Consider the following 24,859-nt stretch of genomic DNA (forward strand, 5'->3'; position numbering starts at 1 on the left):
AGCGCTGTCAGTCGTAGATGACCTTCTTCTTCCAGGTCTCATCCTCGTCGGTCTTGAGCCCCTGGGTCAGCGCGTTCTGTTCATTCTCCGCCGGTTCCATCTGGTCCAGCACCTGGGCATTGGCCCGGTTCAGCAGTTTCTCAAGGTAAGTCAGCTGCTCTTCATACTGCTTGGGCTCAGGTTGCTTGCGCAGGTACTGCACGCCACGCTCGAAGGCCAGGCGCGCCTGGCCTGGCTGGTTCTGCTGCAGGGCCTGCTGGCCGAGGTTGTTGAAGAACTCGATATGCAGCAGCACGAGGATATGACGGATTTCCTTGACCCAATACTTGCCTTCGTTGGTCGCCAGGAAGCCTTCCTGGGTGGCACGCACGATCTGGTTGTGCAGCAGTTCCAGCAAAAAGCGCACGTCCTTGGCCTTTACCTCGGTCTGGATGGGCGAGGGCGGGTTACTGACCGGTATCCTCTCGCCTTGGGCGATCAGCCCTTCCAGCTCGGCGATGCGCGCCTTGAGGTCGCCACTGTGCTTGTCCAGGGCCAGCTGGCGCTGATTGAGGTTCAGTTCCAGGCGGGTCAGCAGCAGCTTGAGCGCGGGCGTCATGAACTGCCCGGGGAAGGTCTCGGTGATTTCGCCGCAGCGGCGCAGGCGGTCGGCCAGCTCGACCTTGAGCCGTGCACGCTCGAGCTTGCCGTTCTCGACCACATTGTTGAGGTAGCCGATCACGATCAGCAGCGCGATACCCGCAACGATAAGCAGGGTGATCAGAAGTGGTGTCACCGTTAACGCCTCATGAAGAAGTTTTGCATCTATCGAGAGTGTAGTGAGTCCGCCCGAAAGCGAACAGTGCAGCCTGGCGGAACAGCCTGCGCTCCCTCATATCTGTAGATATGCGTGGGAGCGGCGGTGCGCCGATGCGACTTGCCTCGCGATGGGCCAAGCCTTGTCTATATGTATCGGCGCGTAATCCAAAACCTACAGATAGTGGCATATCGCTACGAGCTTGCCGAGCCAACGTCAGAAAAGCAACGCCAATCCCCGGACGCATCCTGCACCACCGCCATGACGACGGGAAGTCATTGATTTAAATAAATTTCTACAAAGGGGTTGACGACCTTCCAAGGCATCCATAGAATGCGCGCCACTTGCAGCGTAAAGCACACAGCGAAACGCGGCAGGGAGTGAAAGCATGCAGTACTTTAAAAGGTAATGCGAGCAGCGTGTCCCCTTCGTCTAGTGGCCTAGGACACCGCCCTTTCACGGCGGTAACAGGGGTTCGAGTCCCCTAGGGGACGCCACATTGCGGGAATAGCTCAGTTGGTAGAGCACGACCTTGCCAAGGTCGGGGTCGCGAGTTCGAGTCTCGTTTCCCGCTCCAGTTTCTCCGGCACTGCTTCGGCAGGGCAGGAAAAGAAAATCCAGGCTGAATCGTGAGGTTCATGTTCTGGTGCGCTGAAAAGCGTCGGCTTAGTCCCCTTCGTCTAGTGGCCTAGGACACCGCCCTTTCACGGCGGTAACAGGGGTTCGAGTCCCCTAGGGGACGCCATGTTTGCGGGAATAGCTCAGTTGGTAGAGCACGACCTTGCCAAGGTCGGGGTCGCGAGTTCGAGTCTCGTTTCCCGCTCCAGTTTCAACGCATCGTTCTCAGCGGTGCAGGTGGTGAAGGTCGTCAAGGCGCTTCACGCCACATGCGGTAAAGCTTCACCCTGCGGGAATAGCTCAGTTGGTAGAGCACGACCTTGCCAAGGTCGGGGTCGCGAGTTCGAGTCTCGTTTCCCGCTCCACATTGAAAACGCCACTTCGTTTGAAGTGGCGTTTTTTTTTGCTCGCGTGGTTGGTTTTTGGGGCGAGCTGGCTCAGCACACCTATCAATTTTGCTAGTTGGATAATGTCGTCTGAGGGCGTACAACGACATGGCGCTACTCGTTACGTGCCCGATGTTCGTACTTATACCATCAGTTATTACTCTGTCGGGGGAGAATGTTGGGCGCGCCTGATCCCACTCCATTCTGCCTTGAACAAGGAAGGAGCAATGACCGTGACGATCGAAAAGACGGATTTGGAAGTCCAGCTGGAGATATGTAAACGGGCGGTCGATGCGTGGAGGCGTTATGAAGAAAGTAAAGGGCAACAGCCCCCTTCGCAGGTAGAACGACTTCGACTGGAAGCAGAGTTCTTATGTTCTTCGGCGCATCATTTTTTCGGGGGTAAGGCTAGGATTCCCCCTGATTTGCTAGATCGTGATCTGGCGGAGTGAATTCACTTGTCCCGCTCAGGTGATTAGGGTTCCCGGCCCAAATGGGGCCGGGATGCATCTACATCAGTGAATATCACCCTGAGCAGGCTTGGCTAGTAGTTGCTTTTCTTGGTGCCAATCAAACGCTTCGCCGTTCTGCTCTGCCTCGTAGCGTCGCTCTTCCAGCGTCTGGTAAAGCTCCAGCTCGTCATCCGGCATGAAATGCAAGCAATCCCCGCCAAAGAACCACAGCAGGTCACGCGGCACCAGATGGGCGATCTGCGGATAACGCTGGATCACCTGGCAGATCAGGTCCTGGCCCAGGTACTGGCTTTCCAGTGGGTCCTGGGGCAGCAGTGTGAGCAGTTCGTCGAAGCGCTCGAGGAACAGGGCGTGGCTTTCCTCCGGGACCTGTTCGGCTTCACCCAGCGCGGCCAGGATGGTGCGCAGATGGTGGAGCAGTTGCAGGTGGTATTCCAGGTGGGGGTTGGCCATGGCGGCGGTCCTCGGGGTGGTTGAAACGGGGGGCGGAGTATACGCCGGTTTTGCATAGGCTGGCAGCGTAGCTGCCTGTGCTGGCCTCATCGCGGGGCAAGCCCGCTCCCACGCCATTCGCATATTTGGCGTGGGAGCGGGTTTGCCCCGCGATGCGGTCGACCAATGCTCAGCGCACTTTGCCTGCCTCGGGCAGCAGCACATCCTTGTCGAACGCATCCACGTCGATCACCACCCGCCGCGCTTGCTCGGCCTGATGCAGGCGCTGGCCTTCCTCGGCCTGCAAGACGCCGGCTTCGACGGCAGCGTCGATTACCGACTGCCCCGGTGCCACCTGCACCTTGCCTTCCTTGACCGCCTGATGCAGTGCCTTGTGCAGCGGGGCGGCATCGTCCAGCAGATCGCAGGCCGTCTGCAGCGCGGCCACCGGGTCGCCGTCGGCCTGAGGCCTGAAGCAGCCCGCCAGCAGCTCTTCCAGCGCCGGGTCGCCTTTGCGTCGGCCGATCAGCGCCGCTACCTCGGCATCCAGCTCATCGCTGGGCCCGGTATGCCGGCGGCCGAACGGGAACACCAGCACCCGCAGGGCGCAGCCCAGGAAGCGGTTGGGGAAGTTGTCGAGCAACGCGTCCAGCGCTTTCTCGGCCTGCCCCAGGCTTTCCTCCAGCGCCCAGCGCAGTAGCGGGCGCAGGTGCTCGGGCGAGCCGAGGTCGTGATAGCGCTTGAGCGCGGCACTGGACAGGTACAGGTAGCTGAGCACATCGCCCAGCCGGGCGCTCAGGCGTTCGCGGCGCTTGAGCGCGCCGCCCAGCAGCATCATCGACAGGTCGGCCAACAGGGCGAACGCCGCCGCCTGGCGGTTGAGGGCGCGGAAGTAGCCCTGGCTCAGGGCATCGCCCGGGACCTTCTCGAAATGCCCCAGGCCCAAACCCAGCACCAGCGTGCTGGCGGCGTTGCCGGCGGCGAACAGGATGTGCTGCAGCAACAGGTCGTCGAACTCGTTCAGCGCCTGGTCGTGGTCCTCGCGCCCGGCCAGGGCCATTTCCCTGAGCACGAACGGGTGGCAGCGGATCGCGCCCTGGCCGAAGATCATCAGGTTGCGCGACAGGATGTTCGCCCCCTCGACGGTGATGAAGATCGGCGCGCCTTGCCAGTTGCGGCCCAGGTAGTTGTTCGGGCCCATGATGATGCCCTTGCCGCCGTGCACGTCCATGGCGTGCTGGATGCATTCGCGGCCGCGCTCGGTGAGGTGGTACTTGAGGATCGCCGACAGCACCGAGGGCTTTTCGCCGAGGTCCACGGCCTTGGCGGTGAGCAGGCGGGCGCTGTCCATCAGCCAGGCGTTGCCGCCGATGCGCGCCAGGGATTCCTGGATGCCTTCGAAGGCGGCCAGCGGCACGTTGAACTGTTCGCGCACCCGGGCGTACTGGCCGGTGACGAGGCTTGTGTACTTGGCCGCGCCCGTGCCGACCGCCGGCAGGGAGATCGAGCGGCCCACCGACAGGCAGTTCATCAGCATCATCCAGCCCTTGCCGAGCATGGCCTGGCCGCCTATCAGGCAATCGAGCGGCACGAATACGTCCTTGCCGCTGTTGGGGCCGTTCATGAACGCGGCCCCCAGTGGCAGGTGGCGTCGGCCGATCTCCACGCCGGGGAGGTCGGTGGGGATCAGCGCCAGGCTGATGCCCAGCTCGGTCTGCTCGCCCAGCAGGTGGTCGGGGTCGTAGGCCTTGAAGGCCAGGCCCAGCAGGGTGGCGACCGGGCCGAGGGTGATGTAGCGCTTCTCCCAGTTCAGGCGCAGGCCGATGACGTCTTCACCCTGCCACTGGCCTTTGCAGATGACGCCGGTGTCGGGCATGGCCCCGGCGTCGGAGCCGGCCAGGGGGCCGGTGAGGGCGAAGCAGGGGATGTCGTCGCCACGGGCCAGGCGCGGCAGGTAGTGGCTGCGTTGCTCGTCAGTGCCGTAGTGCAGCAGCAGTTCGGCCGGGCCCAGCGAGTTGGGCACCATCACCGTGGAGGCCAGGTCGCCGCTGCGGGTGGCCAGTTTCATCGCCACCTGGGAGTGGGCGTAGGCCGAGAAGCCCTTGCCGCCATATTCCTTGGGGATGATCAGGGCGAAGAAGCCGTGCTGCTTGATGAAGTCCCAGGCTTGCGGCGGCAGGTCGAGGTCCTGGCCGATCTGCCAGTCGCTGACCATGGCGCACAGCTGCTCGGTGGGGCCGTCGATGAAGGCCTGTTCCTCCTCGGTGAGCCTGGGCGCGTCGTAGTCGAGCAGGGTGTTCCAGTCGGGGCGGCCGCTGAACAGGTGGCCGTCCCACCACACGGTGCCGGCGTCGATGGCTTCGCGCTCGGTCTGCGACATTGGCGGCAGGGTACGCTGGAACCAGTTGAACATTGGCGCGGTGAATAGTTTACGGCGCAGCTCCGGCAGGGCGAAGAAGGCCGCCTTGGCGGCGATCACTACCCAGATCAGCGCCAGCAGCCAGCCTGGCGCGGTGCTGAAGATGCCCATCAGCAGGGTGTACGCGGCGATGGCCGCGAGGATCTGCAGGGGCGCCAGGCGCCGGTGCAGCAGATACGCGGCGCCTAGCACCAGGACCAGCAACCACAACAGCAGCATGATTCTTCCTCCTTGGAAGCGGGGGCGGGGGGCCGATCCACAGAGCTTAGACGTGTTGGGGTGGATGGCCTGCCTAGGAGATGACAGGGTGGGGCGCTGGGAGTTCGGTAGGGAATGTCATGCAGTCATCGCGGGGCAAGCCCGCTTCCACGCCAGATATGCAATGTGGGCGTGGGAGCGGGCTTGCCCCGCGATGCGGTCATCAGATCATCTGGAGCGGTTCAACCCCACCTCCATGTCATCGATCAGCGCCTTGGCCATGGCGCTGAGGATCCGCGCCGAGCTGCCGGCCAGCAGGTCGCCTTCCATCTCCGCCTCGCAGGTCAGGTGGCGGATGCAGCCGAGCAGCACCGACAACTCGCTGAAGGCGTCTTCGAAGGTAACACCCGGCTCGACCTTGAACAGGTCCAGGCAGGTGGTGCGGCCCGCGGTATGCCCGCGGCTCATGGCTGCACCTGCGGTTTGTGCTCGAGCAGGGCGCAGGCGAGCTGGCCGAGGTAGTCGCTGGCGATGAACAGGCGGTCCTGGACTTCGCCGGGCTCGGTCTTGAAGTAGATGTCGAGGACGTCGGAGATGGCGGTGGCCACTTCGACGGCGGCGGCCATGGCGTCGTCGCGGGGGAGGGTGGGGCGGATGGTGATGAAGTGGCAGAGACGGGGTGGGTCTGGGACGATTTTTTTCATGGTCGAGCTTCCTTGTGGTTACGAGTAACCACCACCCGCATCCTTTCTCACGAGATCAAGGTGGCAGCCATGTACGGGGTGAGAAATCCGGGCCACAAGGTAAACCCGGCCAGACCGAAGTCTGCCCGTACACGGCCACCATGACGGAGGCGCGTTACCGTTGTGGAAATCGGGTTTCTCACACCCGGTCACCCAATTGGGCGACCCGATGAAGTTATCCCCGGGGTATTTCCCCGACAACGCGGCGGCTTCCGGCAAGTGCGTAGGATAGTTCCCAAGCTTTGCTGGCTGAAGCATTTGGTTTCAGGTTCGGAAATGTCTGACAGTCTTTGAGATCGCCGGGGCTGCTGCGCAGCCCTTTCGCGACACAAGGCCGCTCCCACAGGATATGTACTGGTTCTGCCATGGCACGTCCCTGTGGGAGCGGCCTTGTGTCGCGAAAGGGCCGCAAAGCAGCCCCCCGGTTTCACTGGCACCGCCCACCGCTTGGAGTAGACTGACCCCCCTCCCGCATTCATTAAGGACGTTGCCATGCTGAAGATCTGGGGCCGCAAGAATTCGAGCAATGTGCGCAAGGCGTTGTGGATCGCCCACGAGCTGGGCCTGGACTTCGAGTCCATCGATGCCGGCGGCGCCTTCGGCGTGGTCAACGAGCCGCACTACCGTGCCCTGAACCCCAACGGCCTGGTGCCCATGCTCGAAGACGGCGACCTGGTGCTGTGGGAGTCCAACACCATCGTGCGCTACCTGTGCGCCGAGTACGGCGAAGAACAAGGCTGGTACCTCGACGACCCGCGCCGGCGCGCCCTGGCCGACAAGTGGATGGACTGGACCACCTCGTCCTTCGCCGGCCCGTTCCGCCCGCTGTTCTGGGGCCTGCTGCGCACCCCCGAGGACCAGCGCGACTGGGTGGCGATCAACGCCGCGCACAAGCAATGCGCCCAGTTGCTGGCCATCGCCGACGAGACCCTGGCCAGGCAGCCGTACCTCTCCGGCGAGCAGATCGGCATGGGCGACATTCCCCTGGGCAGCTTCATCTACGCCTGGTTCGAAATGCCGATTGAACGCCCGGCCATGCACCACCTCCAAGCCTGGTACGAGCGCCTCAAGCAACGCCCGGCCTACCAGGCGGGGGTGATGAGCGCCCTGACGTGACGCCACTTCGATAGTCACTATCGATACATGTGACTGTACTTGTGCGGCCAGCCCTTGCACCATGGCCGCACTCACTGCGCCAGTGACTTCACCTGGCGTGTCCCGCACCCTTTTCTCGGTACCCGACCCGCTATGAGTTCCGCCCTGTCCATCCGACAGCTGACCAAGACCTACGGCAACGGTTTCCAGGCCCTCAAGGGCATCGACCTGGACGTTTCCGAAGGCGACTTCTTCGCCTTGCTCGGCCCCAACGGCGCCGGCAAGTCCACCACCATCGGCATTCTCTCGACCCTGGTGAACAAGACCAGCGGCACGGTCAACGTGTTCGGCCACGACCTGGACCGCGAGCCTGCGGCGCTCAAGCGCTGCCTGGGCGTGGTGCCCCAGGAGTTCAACTTCAACCAGTTCGAGAAGACCTTCGACATCGTCGTCACCCAGGCCGGCTACTACGGCATCCCGCCCAAGGTGGCCAAGGAGCGCGCCGAGCAGTACCTGACGCAGCTCGGGCTGTGGGACAAGCGCGACGTGCCGTCGCGTTCGCTGTCCGGCGGCATGAAGCGCCGGCTGATGATCGCCCGGGCGCTGATCCACGAGCCGCGCCTGTTGATCCTCGACGAGCCGACCGCCGGGGTGGACATCGAACTGCGCCGTTCGATGTGGAGCTTCCTCACCGAGCTCAACCAGAAGGGCATCACCATCATCCTCACCACCCACTACCTCGAGGAGGCCGAGCAGCTGTGCCGCAACATCGGCATCATCGACCACGGCACCATCGTCGAGAACACCAGCATGCGCCAGTTGCTGGGCAAGCTGCACGTCGAGACCTTCGTCCTCGACCTCAAGCACGACCTGCCCGCCGCGCCTGAGCTGCAGGGTTACCCGTGCCGCCTGATCACCCCGCACACCCTGGAGGTGCAGGTGGACAAGGACATCGGCATCACCGCGCTGTTCGGCCAGCTGGCGCTGAAGCACATCGAGGTGCAGAGCCTGCGCAACAAGACCAACCGACTCGAGGAGCTGTTCGTGTCCCTGGTGGAAAAGAACCTGTCGAAGGTGGCCGTATGAGTGTGGAACTGCGCACCAACTGGGTCGCCCTGAACACCATCGTCTACCGCGAAGTGCGGCGCTTCCTGCGTATCTGGCCGCAGACCCTGCTGCCGCCGGCGATCACCATGGTGTTGTACTTCGTGATCTTCGGTAACCTGATCGGCCGGCAGATCGGCGACATGGGCGGCTTCACCTACATGGAGTACATCGTGCCGGGGCTGATCATGATGTCGGTGATCACCAACTCCTACGGCAACGTGGTGTCGAGCTTCTTCGGCAGCAAGTTCCAGCGCTCCATCGAGGAACTGATGGTATCGCCGGTGTCGCCGCACACCATCCTCGTCGGCTATGTGCTGGGCGGCGTGCTGCGCGGGCTGGCGGTGGGGGTGATCGTGACCATCCTGTCGCTGTTCTTCACCCACCTGCAGGTGCATCACCTGGGCGTGACCCTCGTCGTGGTGCTGCTGACCGCGACCATCTTCTCGCTGCTGGGCTTCGTCAACGCGGTGTTCGCGCGCAACTTCGACGACATCTCGATCATCCCGACCTTCGTGCTGACGCCGCTGACCTACCTGGGCGGGGTGTTCTACTCGATCAACCTGCTGCCGCCGTTCTGGCAGACCGTGTCGCTGGCCAACCCCGTGCTGCACATGGTCAACTCGTTCCGCTACGGCATCCTAGGGGTGTCGGACATCAGCATCGGCACGGCGATCAGCTTCATGCTGGTGGCCACCGCGCTGCTCTACCTGCTGTGCGTGCGCCTGCTGGTCAGCGGCCGCGGCATGCGTGCCTGAGCTGCGGGTGAGGGCACAACGGCACTGGCGCCGGCGCCACTGCCGGCCCACCCACCAGCGCCAGTAGCCCATGGTGGTGAAGTAGGCGAGCACGCCGAGCACCACCCCGCATACCACCGAGCCCAGCAGGAACGGTTGCCAGATTGTCGCCAGCTGGTCGGTGACCCAGTCGACGGTGATCTCGTCGGGCAGCGTGCGCGGCGGCACCTGCAGCAGCCAGGCGCCGGTCATGTAGGTGACGAAGAACACCGGCGGCATGGTCAGCGGGTTGGTCAGCCACACCAGGCTCACCGCGATCGGCAGGTTGCCGCGCACCGGGATCGCCAGCGCGGCGGCCAGCAGCATCTGCATGGGGATCGGGATCAGCGCCGCGAACAGGCCGACGCCCATGGCCCGCGCCACCGAATGGCGATTCAGGTGCCACAGGTTGGGGTCGTGCAGCAGCTTGCCGAAAAAGCGTAAGGACTTGTGTTCGCGGATGCTGGTCGGGTCCGGCATGTAGCGTTTGAACAGACGGCGCGGCATGTGGGCTCCCGGCAGGGTTGAAGGGCGTCAGTATGCCTTGATTGAAGCGCAGCCTCGTTCAGAGTTTGTGACAATTGTTTAGCAGGTTTCTCCCGCCAATCGGCTAAGCCTCAGGGGCCGTTTTCGCTTCTGGAGCTCTATCTCATGCGCACAGGGATGCTGGCGCTGGTGCTCGGGCTGCTGAGCCTGCGTTTTCTACCTACCCTGCCACCGGTCGGATGGCTGATTCCATTGCTCTTGCTGGCCGTTGCCAGCCTGCGTACCCGGGCCTGGCCGTTGGGTTGGTTGGCGCTGGGTGTGTGCTGGGCCTGCTGGTCGGCGCAGCAGGCCCTGGACGACCGCCTGCCTGCCACGCTGGATGGCCGCACGCTGTGGCTGGAGGGACGGGTGGTCGGCCTGCCGACCCGTACCGAGCGCGGCGTGCGTTTCGAGCTGGAGCAGCCGCAGTCACGCCGGGCGCGGTTGCCGCAGCGGGTGCAATTGAGCTGGTTCGAGGGGCCGCCGCTGCGAGCGGGGGAGCACTGGCGGCTGGCGGTCAACCTGCGTTGGCCGCAGGGCCTGCTCAACCCCCATGGCCCGGATCAGGAGGCCACGCTGTTGGCGCGGCGGGTCGGTGCCACCGGCACGGTCAAGGCCGGTACGCGCCAGGGCGAGGAGGCCAGCAGTTGGCGCGACGGCCTGCGCCAGCGCCTGCTGGCCACCGATGCCCATGGCCGGGAGGCGGCGTTGGCCGCCCTGGTGCTCGGGGATGGCGCAGGCCTGGCGCGGGAGGACTGGCAGGTGCTGCAGGCCACCGGCACGGTACACCTGCTGGTGATTTCCGGGCAGCACATCGGCTTGCTGGCCGGATTGGTCTACGGGCTGGTGGCGGGGCTGGCGCGCCTGGGGGCCTGGCCCCGGTGGTTGCCGTGGGTGCCCTGGGCCTGTGGCCTGGCGATGGCGGCGGCATTGGCCTACGGCTGGCTGGCGGGGTTCGGCGTGCCGGTGCAGCGGGCGTGCCTGATGCTGGCGGTGGTGCTGCTCTGGCGCTTGCGCTTTCGCCATCTGGGCGCCTGGGTGCCGTTGCTGATGGCGCTGTCGGGCGTGCTGCTGGTCGAGCCGCTGGCCAGCCTGTTGCCGGGTTTCTGGCTGTCGTTCGCTGCCGTGGCGGTGCTGGTGCTGTGTTTTGCCGCCCGGCTGGGTGCCTGGCGGCCCTGGCAGGCCTGGACCCGCGCCCAGTGGGTGATCGCCGTGGGGTTGCTGCCGGTGCTGCTGGCCTTGGGGCTGCCCGTCAGTCTCAGCGCGCCGCTGGCCAATCTGCTGGCGGTGCCGTGGCTCAGCTGGGGCGTGCTGCCGTTGGCGTTGCTGGGTACGGCCCTGCTGCCGGTGCCTGGGCTGGGGGAGGTGATGCTGTGGCTGGCGGGGCTGTCGTTGGATGGGCTGTTTGCCGTGTTGACGCGATTGGCAGGGCTGCAGCCGGCCTGGATACCTGAGTCACTGCCCTTGTGGGCCTGGCTGCTGGTGTGCCTGGGTGCCGTGCTGGTGTTGCTGCCCCGGGGCGTGCCGTTGCGGGCGCCGGGCGCGGTCATGCTGCTGGCGCTGTGGGCACCACGCGAGCAGGTGCCTGCGGGGCAAGTGGAGGTCTGGCAGCTGGATGTGGGGCAGGGCCTGGCGGTGCTGCTGCGCACCCGCAATCACGCCTTGCTGTATGACGCAGGTCCGGCCCAGGGTGGCAGGGACCTGGGCGAGACGGTAGTGCTGCCGACCTTGCGCAAGCTTGGGGTGAACGCGCTGGATGTGATGCTGATCAGCCATGGCCATGCCGACCATGCCGGTGGGGCGGCGGCGGTGCGGCGTGGGGTGCCGGTGGCGCGGGTGCTGGCCGGCGAGGTTGCCGGGCTGGAAGCGGCCTCGCTGTGCCGCAGTGGCGAGCGCTGGCAGTGGGATGGCGTCGATTTCGAGCTCTGGCACTGGCCGCAGGGGGCTTCCAGCAACGAGCGTTCCTGTGTGTTGCGGGTGCAGGCCAATGGCGAGCGCTTGCTGCTGGCCGGGGACATGGAGGCCGGCGCGGAGCGTGCGTGGCTGGCTGCGACCGACGATCCTCGGGTGGACTGGTTGCAGGCGCCGCACCATGGCAGCCGCACGTCGTCCAGCGAGCCGTTCGTCCAGGCCACGGCACCGCGCGCGGTGCTGATTTCCCGGGGGCGGCACAATGGTTTCGGGCATCCCCATGGGCAGGTGATCGAGCGCTATCGCCGGCACGGGGTGGTGGTGCATGACACGGCGGTGGAGGGGGCGTTGCGGTTGGTGCTGGGGAGTCGGGGTGGGGTGGAAGGTGTGCGCAGGGAGCGGCGGTTCTGGCGTGAGGTTGACGAGGGCTGAACCGACGCCATCGCGGGGCAAGTCGCATCGGCGCACCGCCGCTCCCACCCTAATGCGATTACGCGGACCGAACGTTTCCCTGACCTCCGGCAGATGAGCCCCAGGCGGTCCTATGGTAGAGTGGCGGCCTTTTTCCGAGGGGATGCTAACTGTGTGGGAATTGGTCAAGTCCGGTGGCTGGATGATGCTGCCGATCATCCTGAGCTCGATCGCCGCCATGGCGATCGTCATCGAGCGCCTGTGGACCCTGCGCGCCAGCCGTGTCACCCCGCCGCACCTGCTGGGCCAGGTGTGGATGTGGATCAAGGACAAGCAACTCACCAGTGACAAGCTCAAGGCCCTGCGCGCCGACTCGCCGCTGGGCGAGATCCTCGCCGCGGGCCTGGCCAACTCGCGCCACGGCCGCGAGATCATGAAGGAGTGCATCGAGGAGGCCGCCTCGCGGGTCATCCACGAGCTGGAACGCTACATCAGCACCCTCGGCACCATCGCCGCCATGGCCCCGCTGCTGGGCCTGCTGGGCACCGTGCTGGGCATGATCGACATCTTCAGCGCCTTCATGGGCTCGCAGATGACCGCCAACGCCGCCGTCCTGGCCGGGGGTATCTCCAAGGCCCTGGTCACCACCGCGGCCGGCCTGATGGTCGGTATCCCGGCGGTGTTCTTCCACCGCTTCCTGCTGCGCCGCATCGATGAGTTGGTGGTGGGCATGGAGCAGGAGGCGATCAAGCTGGTGGAAGTGCTGCAGGGCGACCGCGAAGTGGAAGTGGCCGGAGGCAAGGCGTGAAGTTCCGGCGCAATCGCCAGCGCGAGAACGTCGACATCAACCTGGCGTCGTTGATCGACGTGGTGTTCGTGCTGCTGCTGTTCTTCGTGGTCACCACCACCTTCACCCGCGAGACCCAGCTGCGTGTCGAGTTGCCCGAGGCCAGCAGCGCCGAGCAGCCGCCGGCCGACCAGGGCAAGCTGGTGGAGATCACCATCAGCGCCGACGGCGTGTACTCGGTGAACAACCACCTGCTGCCCAAGAGCGACCTGGACACCCTGACCGAGGCGATCGAGAAGGAATCCGGCGGTGACATCACCCTGCCGCTGGCCATCAGCGCCGACGGCAAGACCCCGCACCAGGCTGTGATCACCGCAATGGACGCGGCCGGCAAGCTCGGCTTCAGCAAGTTGCGCATGACCACCGTCGAGGCCGCGCAGGGCAAGCCCTGATGGCCTTCGCCGACCGTCTGCTCGCCGCCTGGTACGCCGGGCACCCGGCGCTGGCCCTGCTGCGGCCGCTGGAGGCCCTGTACCGGCGCGTGGTGATGCGCAAGCGCGCGCGCTTCCTCAGTGGCGAAAGCCCCAGCTACCGTGCCCCGGTACCGGTGATCGTGGTGGGCAATATCACCGTGGGCGGTACCGGCAAGACACCGATGATCCTCTGGCTGATCGAGCACTGCCGCCGGCAGGGGCTCAAGGTCGGCGTGGTCAGCCGTGGCTATGGCGCCAAGCCGCCGCACTATCCCTGGCGCGTCCAGGCTGACCAGCCTGCGCAACAGGCCGGCGACGAGCCCTTGCTGATCGTCCAGCGCACCGGCGTGCCGCTGGTGATCGACCCCGACCGTTCCCGTGCCGTGCAGGCCTTGCTGGCCAGCGATGCGCCGGACCTGATCCTGTGCGACGACGGCATGCAGCATTACCGCCTTGCTCGCGACCTGGAGCTGGTGTTGATCGACGCCGCCCGGGGCCTGGGCAACCGCCGCTGCCTGCCGGCCGGCCCGTTGCGCGAGCCGGCCGAGCGCTTGGGCGAGGCCGACGCGGTGCTGTTCAACGGCGCCGAGACCGACCGCGCCGACGGCTTCGCCTTCCGCCTGCAACCCTCGGCGCTGATCAACCTGCGCAGCGGCGAGCGCCGCGAGCTCGACCTGTTCCCGCCTGGCCAGGCGCTGCACGCCGTGGCCGGCATCGGCAATCCGCAACGTTTCTTCAACACCCTGCTGGGGCTACACTGGCAGCCGGTGCCGCACCCTTTCGCCGACCATGCGCCCTACAGCCGTGAAGTGCTGTCGTTCAGCCCGCCGCTGCCGCTGGTGATGACCGAGAAGGATGCGGTGAAATGCCGGCCCTTCGCCGCCGACGACTGGTGGTACCTGGCGGTCGACGCCGTGCCGACGCCCGCCTTCAGCGCCTGGTTCGACGCCCAGCTCGACCGCCTGCTGCCCGGCCGCCCCTGAGCCTTTTTTCATTTTCCGTCGCAAGGACACCTCCATGGACACCAAACTGCTCGATATCCTGGCCTGCCCGATCACCAAGGGCCCGCTCAAGCTCAGCGCCGACAAGACCGAGCTGATCAGCAAGGGCGCGGGCCTGGCCTATCCGATCCGCGACGGCATCCCGGTGATGCTGGAAAGCGAGGCGCGCACCCTGACCGACGAAGAGCGCCTGGACAAATGAGCCTGGACTTCACCGTGGTGATTCCCGCCCGGCTGCGTTCCACGCGCCTGCCGGGCAAGCCATTGCTGCCGATCGCCGGCAAGCCGATGGTCCAGCATGTGTGGGAGCAGGCGCGCAAGAGCGGCGCCAGCCGCGTGGTCATCGCCACCGACGATGCCAGCATCGTCGAGGCCTGCCAGGCGTTCGGCGCCGAGGTGCTGCTGACCCGTGCCGACCATGAGTCGGGCACCGATCGCCTGGCCGAGGTGGCCGCCCAGCTGGGCCTGGCCGCCGATGCCATCGTGGTCAACGTGCAGGGCGACGAGCCGCTGATTCCGCCGGTGATCATCGACCAGGTGGCGGCCAACCTCGCCGCGCACCCGGAGGCTGGCATCGCCACCCTGGCCGAGCCGATCCACGCCCCGGAAACCATCTTCAACCCCAATGCGGTCAAGGTGGTCAGCGACAAGCACGGCCTGGCCCTGACCTTTAGCCGCGCGCCGCTGCCCTGGGCCCGCGATGCCTTCGCCCACAACCGCGACCAGTTGCCGGAAGGCGTGCCTTATCGCCGTCATATCGGCATGTACGCCTACCGGGTGGGCTTCCTCCAGGACTTCGTCGCCTGGGGCCCGTGCTGGCTGGAGCAGGCCGAATCGCTGGAGCAGCTGCGCGCCCTGTGGCACGGCGTGCGCATCCATGTCGCCGACGCCATCGAGGCGCCGGCCGTGGGCGTGGACACCCCTGAAGACCTGGAGCGCGTACGGCGCTTGCTGGAGGCCTGATGCGCGTTTTGTTCGTCTGCCTCGGCAATATCTGCCGCTCGCCGACTGCCGAAGGCGTGCTGCGCCACCAGCTCGAGGCCGCAGGCCTGGGTGATCTGGTGCAGGTGGCCTCCGCCGGCACCGGCGACTGGCATGTCGGCAAGGCGCCCGACAGTCGCACCTGCAAGGCCGCCCTGGCCCGTGGCTACGACCTGTCGCGCCAGCGCGCCCAGCAGGTCAAGGCGGCGCATTTTGCCGAGTACGACCTGGTCCTGGCCATGGACAAGAGCAACCTGGGTAACCTGCAGGCCCTGCGCCCGCACAACGCCAAGGGCGAGCTCGACCTGTTCCTGCGCCGCTATGGCGCGGCCCTGGATGAAGTGCCGGACCCTTACTACGGCGGTGCCGAAGGCTTCGAGCAGGTCCTGGACCTGATCGAGGCGGCCTGCCGCGAGCTGGTCGTGGAAATCAAGGGGCGGTTATGACGGCGCACTGGCAGGAGCGCGTGTCGCTCAAGCCCTACAACACCTTCGGCATCGATGTCAGTGCCCGCTACTTCACCCAGGCCCATGATGACGACGAGGCCCGCCAGGCCCTGGCCCAGGCCGCCGAGCGGCAGGTACCGGTGCTGGTGATCGGCGGCGGCAGCAACCTGCTGCTGTCCCGCGATGTCGAGGCCCTGGTGCTGCACATGGCCAGCCGTGGCCGACGCCTGCTCAGCGATGATGGTGAGCGGGTGGTGGTGGAGGCCGAGGCCGGCGAGCCCTGGCACCCGTTCGTGCAGTGGAGCCTTGGGCAGGGCTTGTGCGGGCTGGAAAACCTCAGCTTGATCCCCGGCACCGTGGGCGCCGCGCCGATGCAGAACGTCGGTGCCTATGGCGTGGAGATCAAGGATGTGTTCGCCGGCTTGACCGCGCTGGACCGCGAGACCGGCGAGCTGCGGGATTTCTCGCTGGAAGAATGCGCGTTCGGTTATCGCGACAGTCTGTTCAAGCGCAACCCCGGGCGCTGGCTGATTGTGCGCGTGCGCTTTGCCTTGAATCGCACGTTGCAGGCACACCTGGACTACGGCCCGGTGCGTCAGCGCCTGGCGGAGCAGGGCGTCGAGCAGCCGACCGCGCAGGCGATCAGCGACGCGATCTGCAGTATCCGTCGGGAGAAGCTGCCGGATCCGGCTGAGCTGGGCAACGCCGGGAGCTTTTTCAAGAACCCGGTGGTGTCCGCTGAGTTGGCCGAGCGTATCCGTGCTGGGCACCCTGGCGTGGTGGCCTATCCCCAGGCCGATGGCCAGGTGAAGCTGGCGGCCGGCTGGCTGATCGAGCAGGCGGGGTGGAAAGGCTATCGCGATGGCGATGCCGGGGTGCACCGCTTGCAGTCGCTGGTGCTGGTGAACTACGGCCAGGCGAGCGGGGCGCAGTTGCATGCGCTGGCGCGGCGGATCCAGGCGGATATCCTCGAGCGCTTCGGGGTGGAGCTGGAGATGGAGCCGAACCTGTACTGATGGGGTGGGCTGGGCTTGCCCCGCGATCACCGGCAGAGCCGGTGCCATCCACACCGGCAAAGAAAAAGCCCCGCCAGTTCGCACTGGCGGGGCTTTTTCATTCAGCCGAGGCTATCAACCGTGATGAGGCTTGTGCTCGTCAGCGGTTTCCAGGGCTTCGGCCGGGGTAGCCTGGGCGGCGGCCAGAGCAGCGGCGGCGGCTTCGGCTTCACGCTTGCGGCGACGCACTTCACGCGGGTCGTTCGGCGCACGGCCGTTCGGCAGCATGATGGTGGACGGCTCGACCGGCGCTTCTTCGGCAACCACGGCTGGCGCAGGCTCGGCCACCGGGGCTTCGACCGCTTCAGGCTGGGCTTCGACGGCTTCGACCACCGGAGCAGGCTGCTCGGCGACTGGCGCCTGCGCTTCGACCGCTTCGGCAACCGGTGCCTTCTCGATCTCGCCCGCTTCCACTACAGGGGCTTGCGCGACCGCGGCAGGTTCGACAGCTGCCTCGACAACGGCGGCCGGCTGCTCGGCGGCGGCTTCTTCGGCCACAGGCTGTGGCGCCACTTCGACGACAGGCTCGATGCTCGGCTCGGCAGCGACCACAGGCTCGCTGACAGGCTGCTCGACCACCGGGGCGATGGCGACCTGCTCGGCCACGACTTCGGTGATTTGCACCTGGGTCTCGGCGACAGCGGCGCTGGCGCGTTCGGCCTGCTGGTTGGCTTGGGCCTCGGCGTCGGCGCTGATGTTGCTGGTGGCAACGGCAGCGATCACGGCAGTGCCGGCGGCCAGTTCGGCACCCAGCTCGGTGGCCTGGTGCTGTTGTGGCCGCTCTTCGCCGGCGTCTTCGTCGCCGCCGTCGATCAGCTCGCCATTGGCGTTGCGCTGGCGCTCACGACGGTTGCTGCGACGACGCTGGCCACGGGAGCGGCGGCGTGGGCGCTCGCCATCGGCGCCTTCCTGCTCGTCCTGCAGCAGCTCTTCGTTCGGCAGTTGCTCCTCGGCGAGCTCCACGGCCTGTTCGGCGGCCTGCACCTCAGGGCGCAGCTGGCGCTCGTCGCGTGGGGCGCGTTCCTCACGCGGTGCACGCTCTTCGCGAGGGGCGCGTTCTTCACGCGGTGCACGCTCTTCACGAGGGGCGCGTTCTTCACGCGGTGCGCGCTCTTCACGAGCGGCGCGTTCTTCACGTGGTGCGCGCTCTTCGCGAGGGGCGCGTTCTTCACGTGGTGCGCGCTCTTCGCGTGGAGCACGTTCTTCGCGCGGTGCGCGCTCTTCACGGGCTACGCGTTCTTCGCGTGGCGCACGCTCTTCACGCGGGGCGCGTTCTTCGCGGGCAGTCGTTGCGGCGTCCAGCGGCTCGCGCAGTTCGCGCACGCGCTCTTCGCGGTTGCCGCGGCGGTCTTCACGCGGCTGGCGCGGTTGACGCTCTTCACGTGGCGCACGTTCTTCACGCGGGGCACGCTCCTCGCGAGGCTGACGCTCTTCACGCGGGGCGCGCTCTTCGCGTGGCTTGCGGTCTTCTTCGCGACGGCCGTTGCGGTTGCGGCTCTGCTGGCGACCGTTGCGACGCTCTTCATTGCGTGGCGAGCGCTCGGTGGCTGGCTTCTCGGTGGCGGCGGCCGGTGCGGCGGCGGGTTCTTCCTTGCCGGCAAACAGGCTGACCAGCGACTTGACCAGGCCCTTGAACAGGCTCGGCTCGGCGGCAGGGGCGGCGACCGGCGCGGCAGGGGCAGGCTGCTCTTCAGCGGTGGCCGGTACCGGGGCGTTGGCGCGGGCCGGCGCGGTCTTGACCGCGGCTTCCTGGCGCACCAGGGTGCGGGTGGCGGTCGGCTGCGGCGCTTCTTCGGTCTCGGCCGAGGCGATCTCGTAGCTGGACTGGTTGTTCAGCACGTCCGGGTTGTCATCGCGCAGGCGCTGGACTTCGAAGTGCGGGGTTTCCAGGTGATCGTTCGGCAGGATGATGATGCGCGCTCGAGTGCGCAGTTCGATCTTGGTGATCGAGTTGCGTTTCTCGTTGAGCAGGAAGGCGGCCACCGGGATCGGTACCTGGGCGCGCACTTCGGCGGTGCGGTCCTTCAGTGCTTCTTCCTCGATCAGGCGCAGGATCGCCAGCGACAGCGACTCGACGTCACGGATGATGCCGGTGCCGGAGCAGCGCGGGCAGACGATGCCGCTGCTTTCGCCCAGTGATGGACGCAGGCGCTGGCGGGACATTTCCAGCAGGCCGAAGCGCGAGATGCGGCCTACCTGCACGCGGGCACGGTCGGCCTCGAGGCACTCACGCACGCGCTCTTCGACAGCGCGCTGGTTCTTGGCCGGGGTCATGTCGATGAAATCGATGACGATCAGGCCGCCGATGTCGCGCAGGCGCAGCTGGCGAGCGATCTCTTCGGCCGCTTCCAGGTTGGTCTGCAGGGCGGTTTCTTCGATGTCGCTGCCTTTGGTGGCGCGCGCCGAGTTGATGTCGATGGACACCAGGGCCTCGGTCGGGTCGATGACGATCGAGCCGCCGGACGGCAGGTCGACCACGCGCTGGAAGGCGGTTTCGATCTGGCTTTCGATCTGGAAGCGGTTGAACAGCGGCACGCTGTCTTCGTACAGCTTGACCTTGCTGGCGTACTGCGGCATTACCTGGCGAATGAAGGTCAGGGCTTCTTCCTGGGCGTCGATGCTGTCGATCAGCACTTCGCCGATGTCCTGGCGCAGGTAGTCGCGGATGGCGCGGATGATGACGTTGCTTTCCTGGTAGATCAGGAACGGCGCGGCGCGGTCTTGCGAGGCTTCCTTGATGGCGGTCCACAGCTGCAGCAGGTAGTCGAGGTCCCACTGCATTTCTTCGCTGCTGCGGCCCAGGCCCGCGGTGCGCACGATCAGGCCCATGTCGCCCGGAACAGTCAGGCCGTTCAGCGCTTCGCGCAGTTCGTTGCGCTCTTCGCCTTCGATGCGGCGGGAGATGCCACCGGCGCGCGGGTTGTTGGGCATCAGCACCAGGTAGCGGCCGGCCAGGCTGATGAAGGTGGTCAGGGCGGCGCCTTTGTTGCCGCGCTCTTCCTTCTCGACCTGGACGATGACTTCCTGGCCTTCGCTCAGGACTTCCTTGATGTTGACCCGGCCTTCAGGGGCTTTCTTGAAGTATTCGCGGGAGATTTCCTTCAGCGGCAGGAAGCCGTGACGTTCGGAGCCGAAGTCGACGAAGGCCGCTTCGAGGCTGGGCTCGATCCGGGTGATCTTGCCTTTGTAGATGTTGGCCTTTTTCTGCTCGCGGGCGCCGGACTCGATGTCCAGGTCGTAGAGACGTTGGCCGTCCACCAGGGCTACACGCAACTCTTCGGGCTGAGTTGCGTTAATCAGCATTCTTTTCATGTTGTACCGTCGGTTTCCGGGCTGCCGGAAACGGCGTGCGGCACACACGACTTGTCAGGGTCGGTGCCAAGGTGCGCAAAGGGTGGCGGGCCACCCCCGTGTCTGGCGACGTTCGGCACCAGCCGGTTGCCCAGCCTGCCGTTGTCGCGACGACGCGTCCTGTTTTGCGGTGCCAAAAGACCTGTCGAGCTTTTCGAAGGTTATCCGAATCAATCGAGCGGGCCTGGTGCACTCAGTCAGGAGGAGGAATCAACCGGTCGTCCGTGGACGCCACCAGGGCGTCTGTTCAGGACCTTGTCCGCTCATCGCCCGTTGAGTGGGGCGCTGGGGCGGGTTCGGTGCCACACGGTCCGAGGGCTGTACATCTCCACCCTGCACGTATCCCTGAAAATTCGGTGCTGCCGCGCGCTGAATCCGCAACGGGTTGCATTTTTCGCCAGCCCGGTTCCGGGCTGGCGCCATAACATATCCAAGGCAGGTATTTCCGAAGCATTCGCCCGAATGCGCGGAAACGACGGTGGCGGGCAGAGGTACGGCGAAAAGAATCGGGATAAGCAGGTGAAACACCGCACTTGTCGTTTTTTTTCGGTCTTCTCTACACAGCGCTGGTGGCGATTCCAGGCATTTAGTTAAACTGGCGAACGCTCCGTAGGACGGCCTCGCGTCCTCGGGAATTGCGATGGTCAGGGCCGGCGTAGAGCCTGGTGCCGCTGGCCTGCCGCTTTTGGCGGCGTTCGCGACTATAGCAGCAATGATTAAGTGCTTCAATTCCATAAAAAATTGTTATGATCCCGCCATGACGACCAATACCCCCCCGACTTCCGGCGTTCAGCTGATCGAAGTCCCGCCGGAGCTTGCCGGCCAGCGCATCGACAATTTCCTCATCACGGCCCTCAAGGGCGTGCCCAAGACCTTGGTCTACCGCATCCTGCGCAAGGGTGAGGTGCGGGTCAACAAGGGCCGGATCAAGCCCGAGTACAAGCTGCAGGCCGGCGATGTGGTGCGCGTGCCGCCGGTGCGCCTGCCCGAGCGCGACGAGCCGGCGCCGGTGGCCCTGGGGCTGCTGCAGCGCCTCGAGGCGGCCATTGTCTATGAGGACAAGGCGCTGATCGTGATGAACAAGCCGGCCGGCATCGCCGTGCACGGCGGCAGCGGCCTGAGCTTTGGCGTGATCGAGGCGCTGCGCCAACTGCGCCCGGACGCCAAGGAGCTGGAGCTGGTGCATCGCCTGGACCGCGACACCTCGGGCCTGCTGATGATCGCCAAGAAGCGCAGCATGCTGCGCCACCTGCATGCCGCCCTGCGCGGCGATGGCGTCGACAAACGCTACATGGCGCTGGTGCGCGGCCATTGGCCGACCTCGAAGAAGCAGGTCAATGCGCCGCTGCAGAAGAGCAACCTGCGTTCCGGCGAGCGCATGGTCGAGGTCAGCGACGAGGGCAAGGACGCGCTGACGATGTTCCGCGTGCTGCGCCGCTTCGGCGAGTTCGCCACCATTGTCGAGGCGCGGCCGATTACTGGGCGTACCCACCAGATCCGCGTGCATACCCTGCATGCCGGGCACATGATCGCCGGCGACAGCAAGTACGGCGATGAAGACTTCACCCGCGAGATCCGCGAGCTGGGCGGCAAGCGTCTGTTCCTGCATGCCTACCAGCTGACCGTGCCGCTGCCCGATGGTGGCGAGCTCAAGCTCGAGGCGCCGGTGGATGAGATGTGGGCCAAGACCATCGAGCGACTGGCGTCCTGAGCCATGAATAAAAGTTATGACCTGCTGATCTTCGACTGGGACGGCACCCTGGCCGACTCCATCGGGCGCATCGTCGAGGCCATGAACGTGGCCGCCGGGCGTGCCGGCGAGGCCCCCAGCAGCGACGAGGCGGTCAAGGGCATCATCGGCCTGGCGCTGGGGGAGGCGATCGCCACCCTGTACCCGCACCTCGATGCGCCGCAGGTCGAGGCGTTCCGTCAGCACTACGCCGACGTGTACATGGCGCTGGACCAGCAGCCGTCGCCGTTGTTCGACGGCGTGGTCGAGTCGCTGGAGGCGTTCCGTGCCGAGGGGTACCGTCTGGCAGTGGCCACCGGCAAGGCGCGGCGCGGCCTGGACCGGGTGCTCAAGGCCAATGGCTGGGAAGGCTATTTCGACATCACCCGGGCTGCCGACGAAACCCGTGGCAAGCCGCATCCGCTGATGCTCGAAGAGATTCTCGCCCATTGCCGGGTCGAACCCGGGCGGGCGCTGATGGTCGGAGATTCGGCGTTCGACCTGCAGATGGCCAGCAACGCCGGCATGCATTCGGTGGCGGTGGGCTACGGCGCCATGTCGCTGCAGGCCTTGGCCGAATTCGGCCCGCAAGTGTGCATCGAGCATTTTTCCCAGTTGCGCGAATGGCTGGCCGAGCCTGCGCAGATCAATTTCCAAGGTAGGTGAGCATGACTGACGAATGGAAGGCGCCCGAGCCGGACGAAGCCGGCGAGGAGCGCAAGAGCTGGAAGCTGCTGGAGAAGACCTTGCTGGCCGGCGTCCAGGAGCAGCGCCGGGCGCGGCGCTGGGGGATCTTCTTCAAGCTGCTGACCTTCGTGTACCTGTTCGGCATCCTGTTCCTGTTCACGCCGTTGATGGATGTGGACAAGGCGGCCTCGCGCAGTGCCAGCCATACCGCGCTGGTCGAGGTGCGTGGCGTGATTGCCGACCAGGAGCCGGCCAGCGCCGACAATATCGTCAAGAGCCTGCGCGAGGCGTTCAAGGATCCGAAGACCAAGGCCGTGGTCATGCGTATCAACAGCCCGGGCGGCAGTCCGGTGCAGTCGGGCTATGTGTACGACGAGATCCGTCGCCTGCGCGCCGAGTACCCTGGCATCAAGTTGTACGCGGTGATTGCTGACCTGGGCGCCTCCGGCGCCTACTACATCGCCAGCGCCGCCGACGAGATCTATGCCGACAAGGCCAGCCTGGTCGGTTCCATCGGTGTCACCGCGGCCGGCTACGGCTTCGTCGGGGCCATGGACAAGCTGGGGGTGGAGCGTCGTACCTATACGGCTGGCGAGCACAAGGCGTTCCTTGATCCGTTCTCGCCACAGAAGCCCGAAGAAACCGCGTTCTGGCAGGGTGTGCTGGACACCACGCACCGCCAGTTCATCGCCATGGTCAAGCAGGGGCGTGGCGAGCGCCTGAAAGACAAGGATCACCCTGAGTTGTTCAGCGGGCTGATCTGGTCGGGCGAGCAGGCCAAGGAGTTGGGTCTGGTGGATGGGCTGGGCAGTGCCAGCTATGTCGCCCGCGACATCGTGGGCGAGAAGGAGTTGGTGGACTTCACTGTGCAGGAGTCGCCGTTTGATCGCTTCTCCAAGCGCATCGGTGCCAGTGTGGCCGAGCGTCTGGCGCTGTACATGGGCTTGCAGGGGCCTTCGCTGCGTTGAGCTGAATCGGCGTGGCATTCATCGCGGGGCAAGCCCGCTCCCACGGGGCGCTCATCGGTCTCGTGGGGGGCGGGCTTGCCCCGCGATTGCATTTTCAAGGAACCTGCACGCCTTCCTTGTGCAGCATGTCCACCAGCCGAATCAGTGGCAGTCCGATCAGGCTCGTGGCATCGCAGCCGTGGGTGCTCTGGAACAGGCTGACCCCCAATCCCTCCGCCTTGAAGCTGCCGGCGCAGTCCAGCGGCTGCTCGGCCGTCACGTAGCGCTCCACGCGCCCTCGATCCAGCTCGCGCATCGTCACGGTAAACGGCACGCAATCGACCTGGCAGTGGCCGGTGGCGCTGTTCAGCAGTGCCAGCCCGGTGAGGAAGGTGACCTGCTGTCCGCTGGCCTCCAGCAATTGCTCGCAGGCGCGTTCAAAGGTGTGGGGTTTGCCGAGGATCTGCTCGCCCAGTACCGCCACCTGGTCGGAGCCGATGATCAGGTGGGCGGGGTGGCTGGCGGCGAGGGTTTCGGCCTTCTGTCGGGCCAGGCGGCGGACCAGCTCGACGGCGGGCTCGCCATCGAGGCGCCGTTCGTCGAGGTCGGGGCTCGCCCAGGTGAAGGGCAGGCGCAGGCGGGTGAGCAGTTCGCGGCGGTACGCAGAGCTGGAAGCCAGTAACAAGGGAAGCATGGTAGACTCCTGGGCAATTGCCCCGAATTCTAACATGCGAGATGACACCTAAATTCCTTTGACAGGGAGGGGGTGCATCCCTAGAATGCTGCGCCTATGTTGAATGACCCGATTCCACCTCACGTTGACCCGCGCAAATTGGCTGATCGTGGCGTAACCCTCGAAGGTTCGCTGCAACTCGCTGATTTGGAAAGACTCTGCGACCCGCTTTCCGACAATGTCGGTACGGTGCAGGCGAAGTTCGATTTTGAACGAGATGAACAGCACGTGGTGGTTATCCACAGCGCGCTGGACGTCGAAGTCAAGATGGTTTGCCAGCGTTGTCTTGAGCTGGTCACCCTGCCGATCCACAGCGAATGCACATACGCCGTGGTGAAGGAGGGTGCGAACACCCAGTCGTTGCCGAAAGGCTATGACGTGCTGGAACTGGGCGAAGATCCTTTGGATCTGCAGGCGTTGGTCGAGGAAGAGCTGTTGCTCGCCCTGCCGATCGTGCCTGCTCATCATCCGGAAGAATGCCAGCAGCCGGCGGGACTCGATGAGCCCGAGCCGAGCAAGGACGAGGTATCGCGGTCCAACCCGTTCAGTGTATTGGCGCAGTTAAAGCGTGACCCAAACGTTTAGGAGTTAATCAATTATGGCTGTTCAGCAGAACAAAAAATCCCGCTCTGCCCGTGACATGCGCCGTTCGCACGACGCCCTGTCGGCAGAAGCTCTGTCGGTAGAGAAGAGCACCGGTGAAGTACACCTGCGTCACCACGTATCGCCAGAAGGCGTATACCGTGGTCGCAAAGTGATCGACAAGGGCGCCGACGAGTAAT

Annotated in this window: 25 protein-coding genes and 5 tRNA genes; 22 read left to right on the plus strand and 8 right to left on the minus strand. The window is 65.5% G+C overall.

The genetic code is table 11. The annotated features are described in order from the left end of the window. Positions 1–7: 7 nt before the first annotated feature. Positions 8–775: a hypothetical protein gene (locus ACVWZ5_RS09935; RefSeq protein WP_028691717.1), complete on the minus strand. Its 768-nt coding sequence runs from the start codon at positions 773–775 to the stop codon at positions 8–10. A gap of 442 nt (positions 776–1,217) precedes the next feature. Between ACVWZ5_RS09935 and ACVWZ5_RS09940 the strand changes: the two genes are divergently transcribed. The 6 genes from ACVWZ5_RS09940 (at position 1,218) to ACVWZ5_RS09965 (ending at position 2,252) form a co-directional block, all read left to right on the plus strand. Then, a tRNA-Glu gene (locus ACVWZ5_RS09940) sits at positions 1,218–1,293 on the plus strand. 4 nt (positions 1,294–1,297) lie between these two features. Beyond that, positions 1,298–1,373 (plus strand) — tRNA-Gly (locus ACVWZ5_RS09945). A gap of 92 nt (positions 1,374–1,465) precedes the next feature. After that, a tRNA-Glu gene (locus ACVWZ5_RS09950) sits at positions 1,466–1,541 on the plus strand. A 5-nt stretch (positions 1,542–1,546) separates the two neighbouring features. Further along, positions 1,547–1,622: transfer RNA gene (locus tag ACVWZ5_RS09955), tRNA-Gly, on the plus strand. Positions 1,623–1,703: 81 nt separating this feature from the next. Continuing rightward, positions 1,704–1,779: transfer RNA gene (locus tag ACVWZ5_RS09960), tRNA-Gly, on the plus strand. 248 nt (positions 1,780–2,027) lie between these two features. Then, positions 2,028–2,252: a hypothetical protein gene (locus ACVWZ5_RS09965; RefSeq protein ID WP_028690968.1), complete on the plus strand. Its 225-nt coding sequence runs from the start codon at positions 2,028–2,030 to the stop codon at positions 2,250–2,252. Positions 2,253–2,315: 63 nt separating this feature from the next. Here ACVWZ5_RS09965 and ACVWZ5_RS09970 read toward each other — a convergent pair whose 3' ends face one another. From ACVWZ5_RS09970 to ACVWZ5_RS09985, 4 genes are all read right to left on the minus strand, one after another. Next, entirely contained in the window at positions 2,316–2,726 is a 411-nt protein-coding gene (locus tag ACVWZ5_RS09970; RefSeq protein ID WP_050704684.1) for a PA2817 family protein, read from the minus strand. 169 nt (positions 2,727–2,895) lie between these two features. Beyond that, positions 2,896–5,343, minus strand: coding sequence for an acyl-CoA dehydrogenase (locus tag ACVWZ5_RS09975; protein ID WP_343579322.1), 2,448 nt, complete (start codon positions 5,341–5,343; stop codon positions 2,896–2,898). Positions 5,344–5,550: 207 nt separating this feature from the next. Next, positions 5,551–5,790, minus strand: a complete 240-nt coding sequence (locus ACVWZ5_RS09980; RefSeq protein WP_028690971.1) for a DUF3077 domain-containing protein — start codon at positions 5,788–5,790, stop codon at positions 5,551–5,553. Then, complete coding sequence (locus ACVWZ5_RS09985) at positions 5,787–6,026, minus strand: hypothetical protein (RefSeq protein WP_062573271.1); 240 nt, start codon at positions 6,024–6,026, stop codon at positions 5,787–5,789. The genes ACVWZ5_RS09980 and ACVWZ5_RS09985 overlap by 4 nt, the downstream gene beginning before the upstream one ends. A 531-nt stretch (positions 6,027–6,557) precedes the next feature. Between ACVWZ5_RS09985 and ACVWZ5_RS09990 the strand changes: the two genes are divergently transcribed. The 3 genes from ACVWZ5_RS09990 to ACVWZ5_RS10000 all read left to right on the plus strand — a co-directional run bounded on the left by ACVWZ5_RS09990 (position 6,558) and on the right by ACVWZ5_RS10000 (position 9,022). After that, positions 6,558–7,181, plus strand: a complete 624-nt coding sequence (locus ACVWZ5_RS09990; RefSeq protein WP_280071084.1) for a glutathione S-transferase — start codon at positions 6,558–6,560, stop codon at positions 7,179–7,181. Positions 7,182–7,313: 132 nt separating this feature from the next. Beyond that, on the plus strand, positions 7,314–8,246 hold the full coding sequence (locus tag ACVWZ5_RS09995) for an ABC transporter ATP-binding protein (RefSeq protein ID WP_062573273.1): 933 nt from the start codon (positions 7,314–7,316) through the stop codon (positions 8,244–8,246). Beyond that, a complete protein-coding gene (locus ACVWZ5_RS10000; protein WP_062573274.1) occupies positions 8,243–9,022 on the plus strand; it encodes an ABC transporter permease in 780 nt (259 codons plus the stop codon). Before ACVWZ5_RS09995 ends, ACVWZ5_RS10000 begins: the two co-directional genes overlap by 4 nt. On the opposite strand, the gene ACVWZ5_RS10005 is transcribed toward ACVWZ5_RS10000, so the two are convergent. Then, positions 8,906–9,547: a DUF2062 domain-containing protein gene (locus tag ACVWZ5_RS10005; protein ID WP_143514950.1), complete on the minus strand. Its 642-nt coding sequence runs from the start codon at positions 9,545–9,547 to the stop codon at positions 8,906–8,908. The two genes, ACVWZ5_RS10000 and ACVWZ5_RS10005, sit on opposite strands and share 117 nt — an antisense overlap. Positions 9,548–9,691: 144 nt before the next feature. On the opposite strand from ACVWZ5_RS10005, the gene ACVWZ5_RS10010 reads away from it, so the two are divergent. The 8 genes from ACVWZ5_RS10010 (at position 9,692) to murB (ending at position 16,591) form a co-directional block, all read left to right on the plus strand. Continuing rightward, positions 9,692–11,908 carry a DNA internalization-related competence protein ComEC/Rec2 gene (locus tag ACVWZ5_RS10010; RefSeq protein ID WP_457340585.1) on the plus strand — a complete coding sequence of 739 codons (2,217 nt, stop codon included), beginning with the start codon at positions 9,692–9,694 and terminating at the stop codon, positions 11,906–11,908. A 151-nt stretch (positions 11,909–12,059) separates the two neighbouring features. Next, positions 12,060–12,695 (plus strand): MotA/TolQ/ExbB proton channel family protein, encoded by a 636-nt coding sequence (locus ACVWZ5_RS10015; protein WP_084942595.1) that lies wholly within the window; start codon positions 12,060–12,062, stop codon positions 12,693–12,695. Further along, positions 12,692–13,126 (plus strand): ExbD/TolR family protein, encoded by a 435-nt coding sequence (locus tag ACVWZ5_RS10020; protein ID WP_028690977.1) that lies wholly within the window; start codon positions 12,692–12,694, stop codon positions 13,124–13,126. The genes ACVWZ5_RS10015 and ACVWZ5_RS10020 overlap by 4 nt, the downstream gene beginning before the upstream one ends. Then, on the plus strand, positions 13,126–14,130 hold the full coding sequence (gene lpxK / locus ACVWZ5_RS10025; RefSeq protein ID WP_062573277.1) for a tetraacyldisaccharide 4'-kinase: 1,005 nt from the start codon (positions 13,126–13,128) through the stop codon (positions 14,128–14,130). Before ACVWZ5_RS10020 ends, lpxK begins: the two co-directional genes overlap by 1 nt. 34 nt (positions 14,131–14,164) lie before the next feature. Beyond that, positions 14,165–14,350 (plus strand): Trm112 family protein, encoded by a 186-nt coding sequence (locus tag ACVWZ5_RS10030; protein WP_011532874.1) that lies wholly within the window; start codon positions 14,165–14,167, stop codon positions 14,348–14,350. Continuing rightward, a complete protein-coding gene (gene kdsB / locus ACVWZ5_RS10035; protein ID WP_096048370.1) occupies positions 14,347–15,111 on the plus strand; it encodes a 3-deoxy-manno-octulosonate cytidylyltransferase in 765 nt (254 codons plus the stop codon). Before ACVWZ5_RS10030 ends, kdsB begins: the two co-directional genes overlap by 4 nt. After that, positions 15,111–15,575, plus strand: coding sequence for a low molecular weight protein-tyrosine-phosphatase (locus ACVWZ5_RS10040; RefSeq protein WP_062573279.1), 465 nt, complete (start codon positions 15,111–15,113; stop codon positions 15,573–15,575). Before kdsB ends, ACVWZ5_RS10040 begins: the two co-directional genes overlap by 1 nt. Continuing rightward, positions 15,572–16,591, plus strand: a complete 1,020-nt coding sequence (gene murB / locus ACVWZ5_RS10045) for a UDP-N-acetylmuramate dehydrogenase (RefSeq protein WP_062573280.1) — start codon at positions 15,572–15,574, stop codon at positions 16,589–16,591. The genes ACVWZ5_RS10040 and murB overlap by 4 nt, the downstream gene beginning before the upstream one ends. 114 nt (positions 16,592–16,705) lie before the next feature. Here the strand turns inward: murB and rne are convergent, their stop codons facing one another. Further along, entirely contained in the window at positions 16,706–19,942 is a 3,237-nt protein-coding gene (gene rne, locus ACVWZ5_RS10050) for a ribonuclease E (RefSeq protein WP_457340586.1), read from the minus strand. Positions 19,943–20,738: 796 nt separating this feature from the next. On the opposite strand from rne, the gene rluC reads away from it, so the two are divergent. The 3 genes from rluC to ACVWZ5_RS10065 are packed head-to-tail and all read left to right on the plus strand — an operon-like array spanning position 20,739 to position 23,365. Then, positions 20,739–21,692: a 23S rRNA pseudouridine(955/2504/2580) synthase RluC gene (gene rluC, locus ACVWZ5_RS10055; RefSeq protein ID WP_457340587.1), complete on the plus strand. Its 954-nt coding sequence runs from the start codon at positions 20,739–20,741 to the stop codon at positions 21,690–21,692. Between the two features lie 3 nt (positions 21,693–21,695). Then, positions 21,696–22,376 carry an HAD family hydrolase gene (locus tag ACVWZ5_RS10060; protein ID WP_457340588.1) on the plus strand — a complete coding sequence of 227 codons (681 nt, stop codon included), beginning with the start codon at positions 21,696–21,698 and terminating at the stop codon, positions 22,374–22,376. 2 nt (positions 22,377–22,378) lie between these two features. Next, positions 22,379–23,365, plus strand: coding sequence for a S49 family peptidase (locus ACVWZ5_RS10065; protein ID WP_062573284.1), 987 nt, complete (start codon positions 22,379–22,381; stop codon positions 23,363–23,365). A 94-nt stretch (positions 23,366–23,459) separates the two neighbouring features. On the opposite strand, the gene ACVWZ5_RS10070 is transcribed toward ACVWZ5_RS10065, so the two are convergent. Then, the gene (locus ACVWZ5_RS10070) at positions 23,460–24,038 is read right to left on the minus strand and encodes a Maf family protein (protein WP_062573285.1); all 579 of its coding nucleotides are present in this window, start codon (positions 24,036–24,038) and stop codon (positions 23,460–23,462) included. Positions 24,039–24,134: 96 nt separating this feature from the next. Here ACVWZ5_RS10070 and ACVWZ5_RS10075 point away from each other — a divergent pair, with 96 nt between their 5' ends. Continuing rightward, complete coding sequence (locus ACVWZ5_RS10075) at positions 24,135–24,662, plus strand: YceD family protein (RefSeq protein WP_023630499.1); 528 nt, start codon at positions 24,135–24,137, stop codon at positions 24,660–24,662. 13 nt (positions 24,663–24,675) lie between these two features. Further along, entirely contained in the window at positions 24,676–24,858 is a 183-nt protein-coding gene (gene rpmF / locus ACVWZ5_RS10080) for a 50S ribosomal protein L32 (RefSeq protein WP_028690987.1), read from the plus strand. Position 24,859 lies beyond the last annotated feature (1 nt).

It is taken from the genome of Pseudomonas sp. TE6283, from assembly GCF_054060555.1.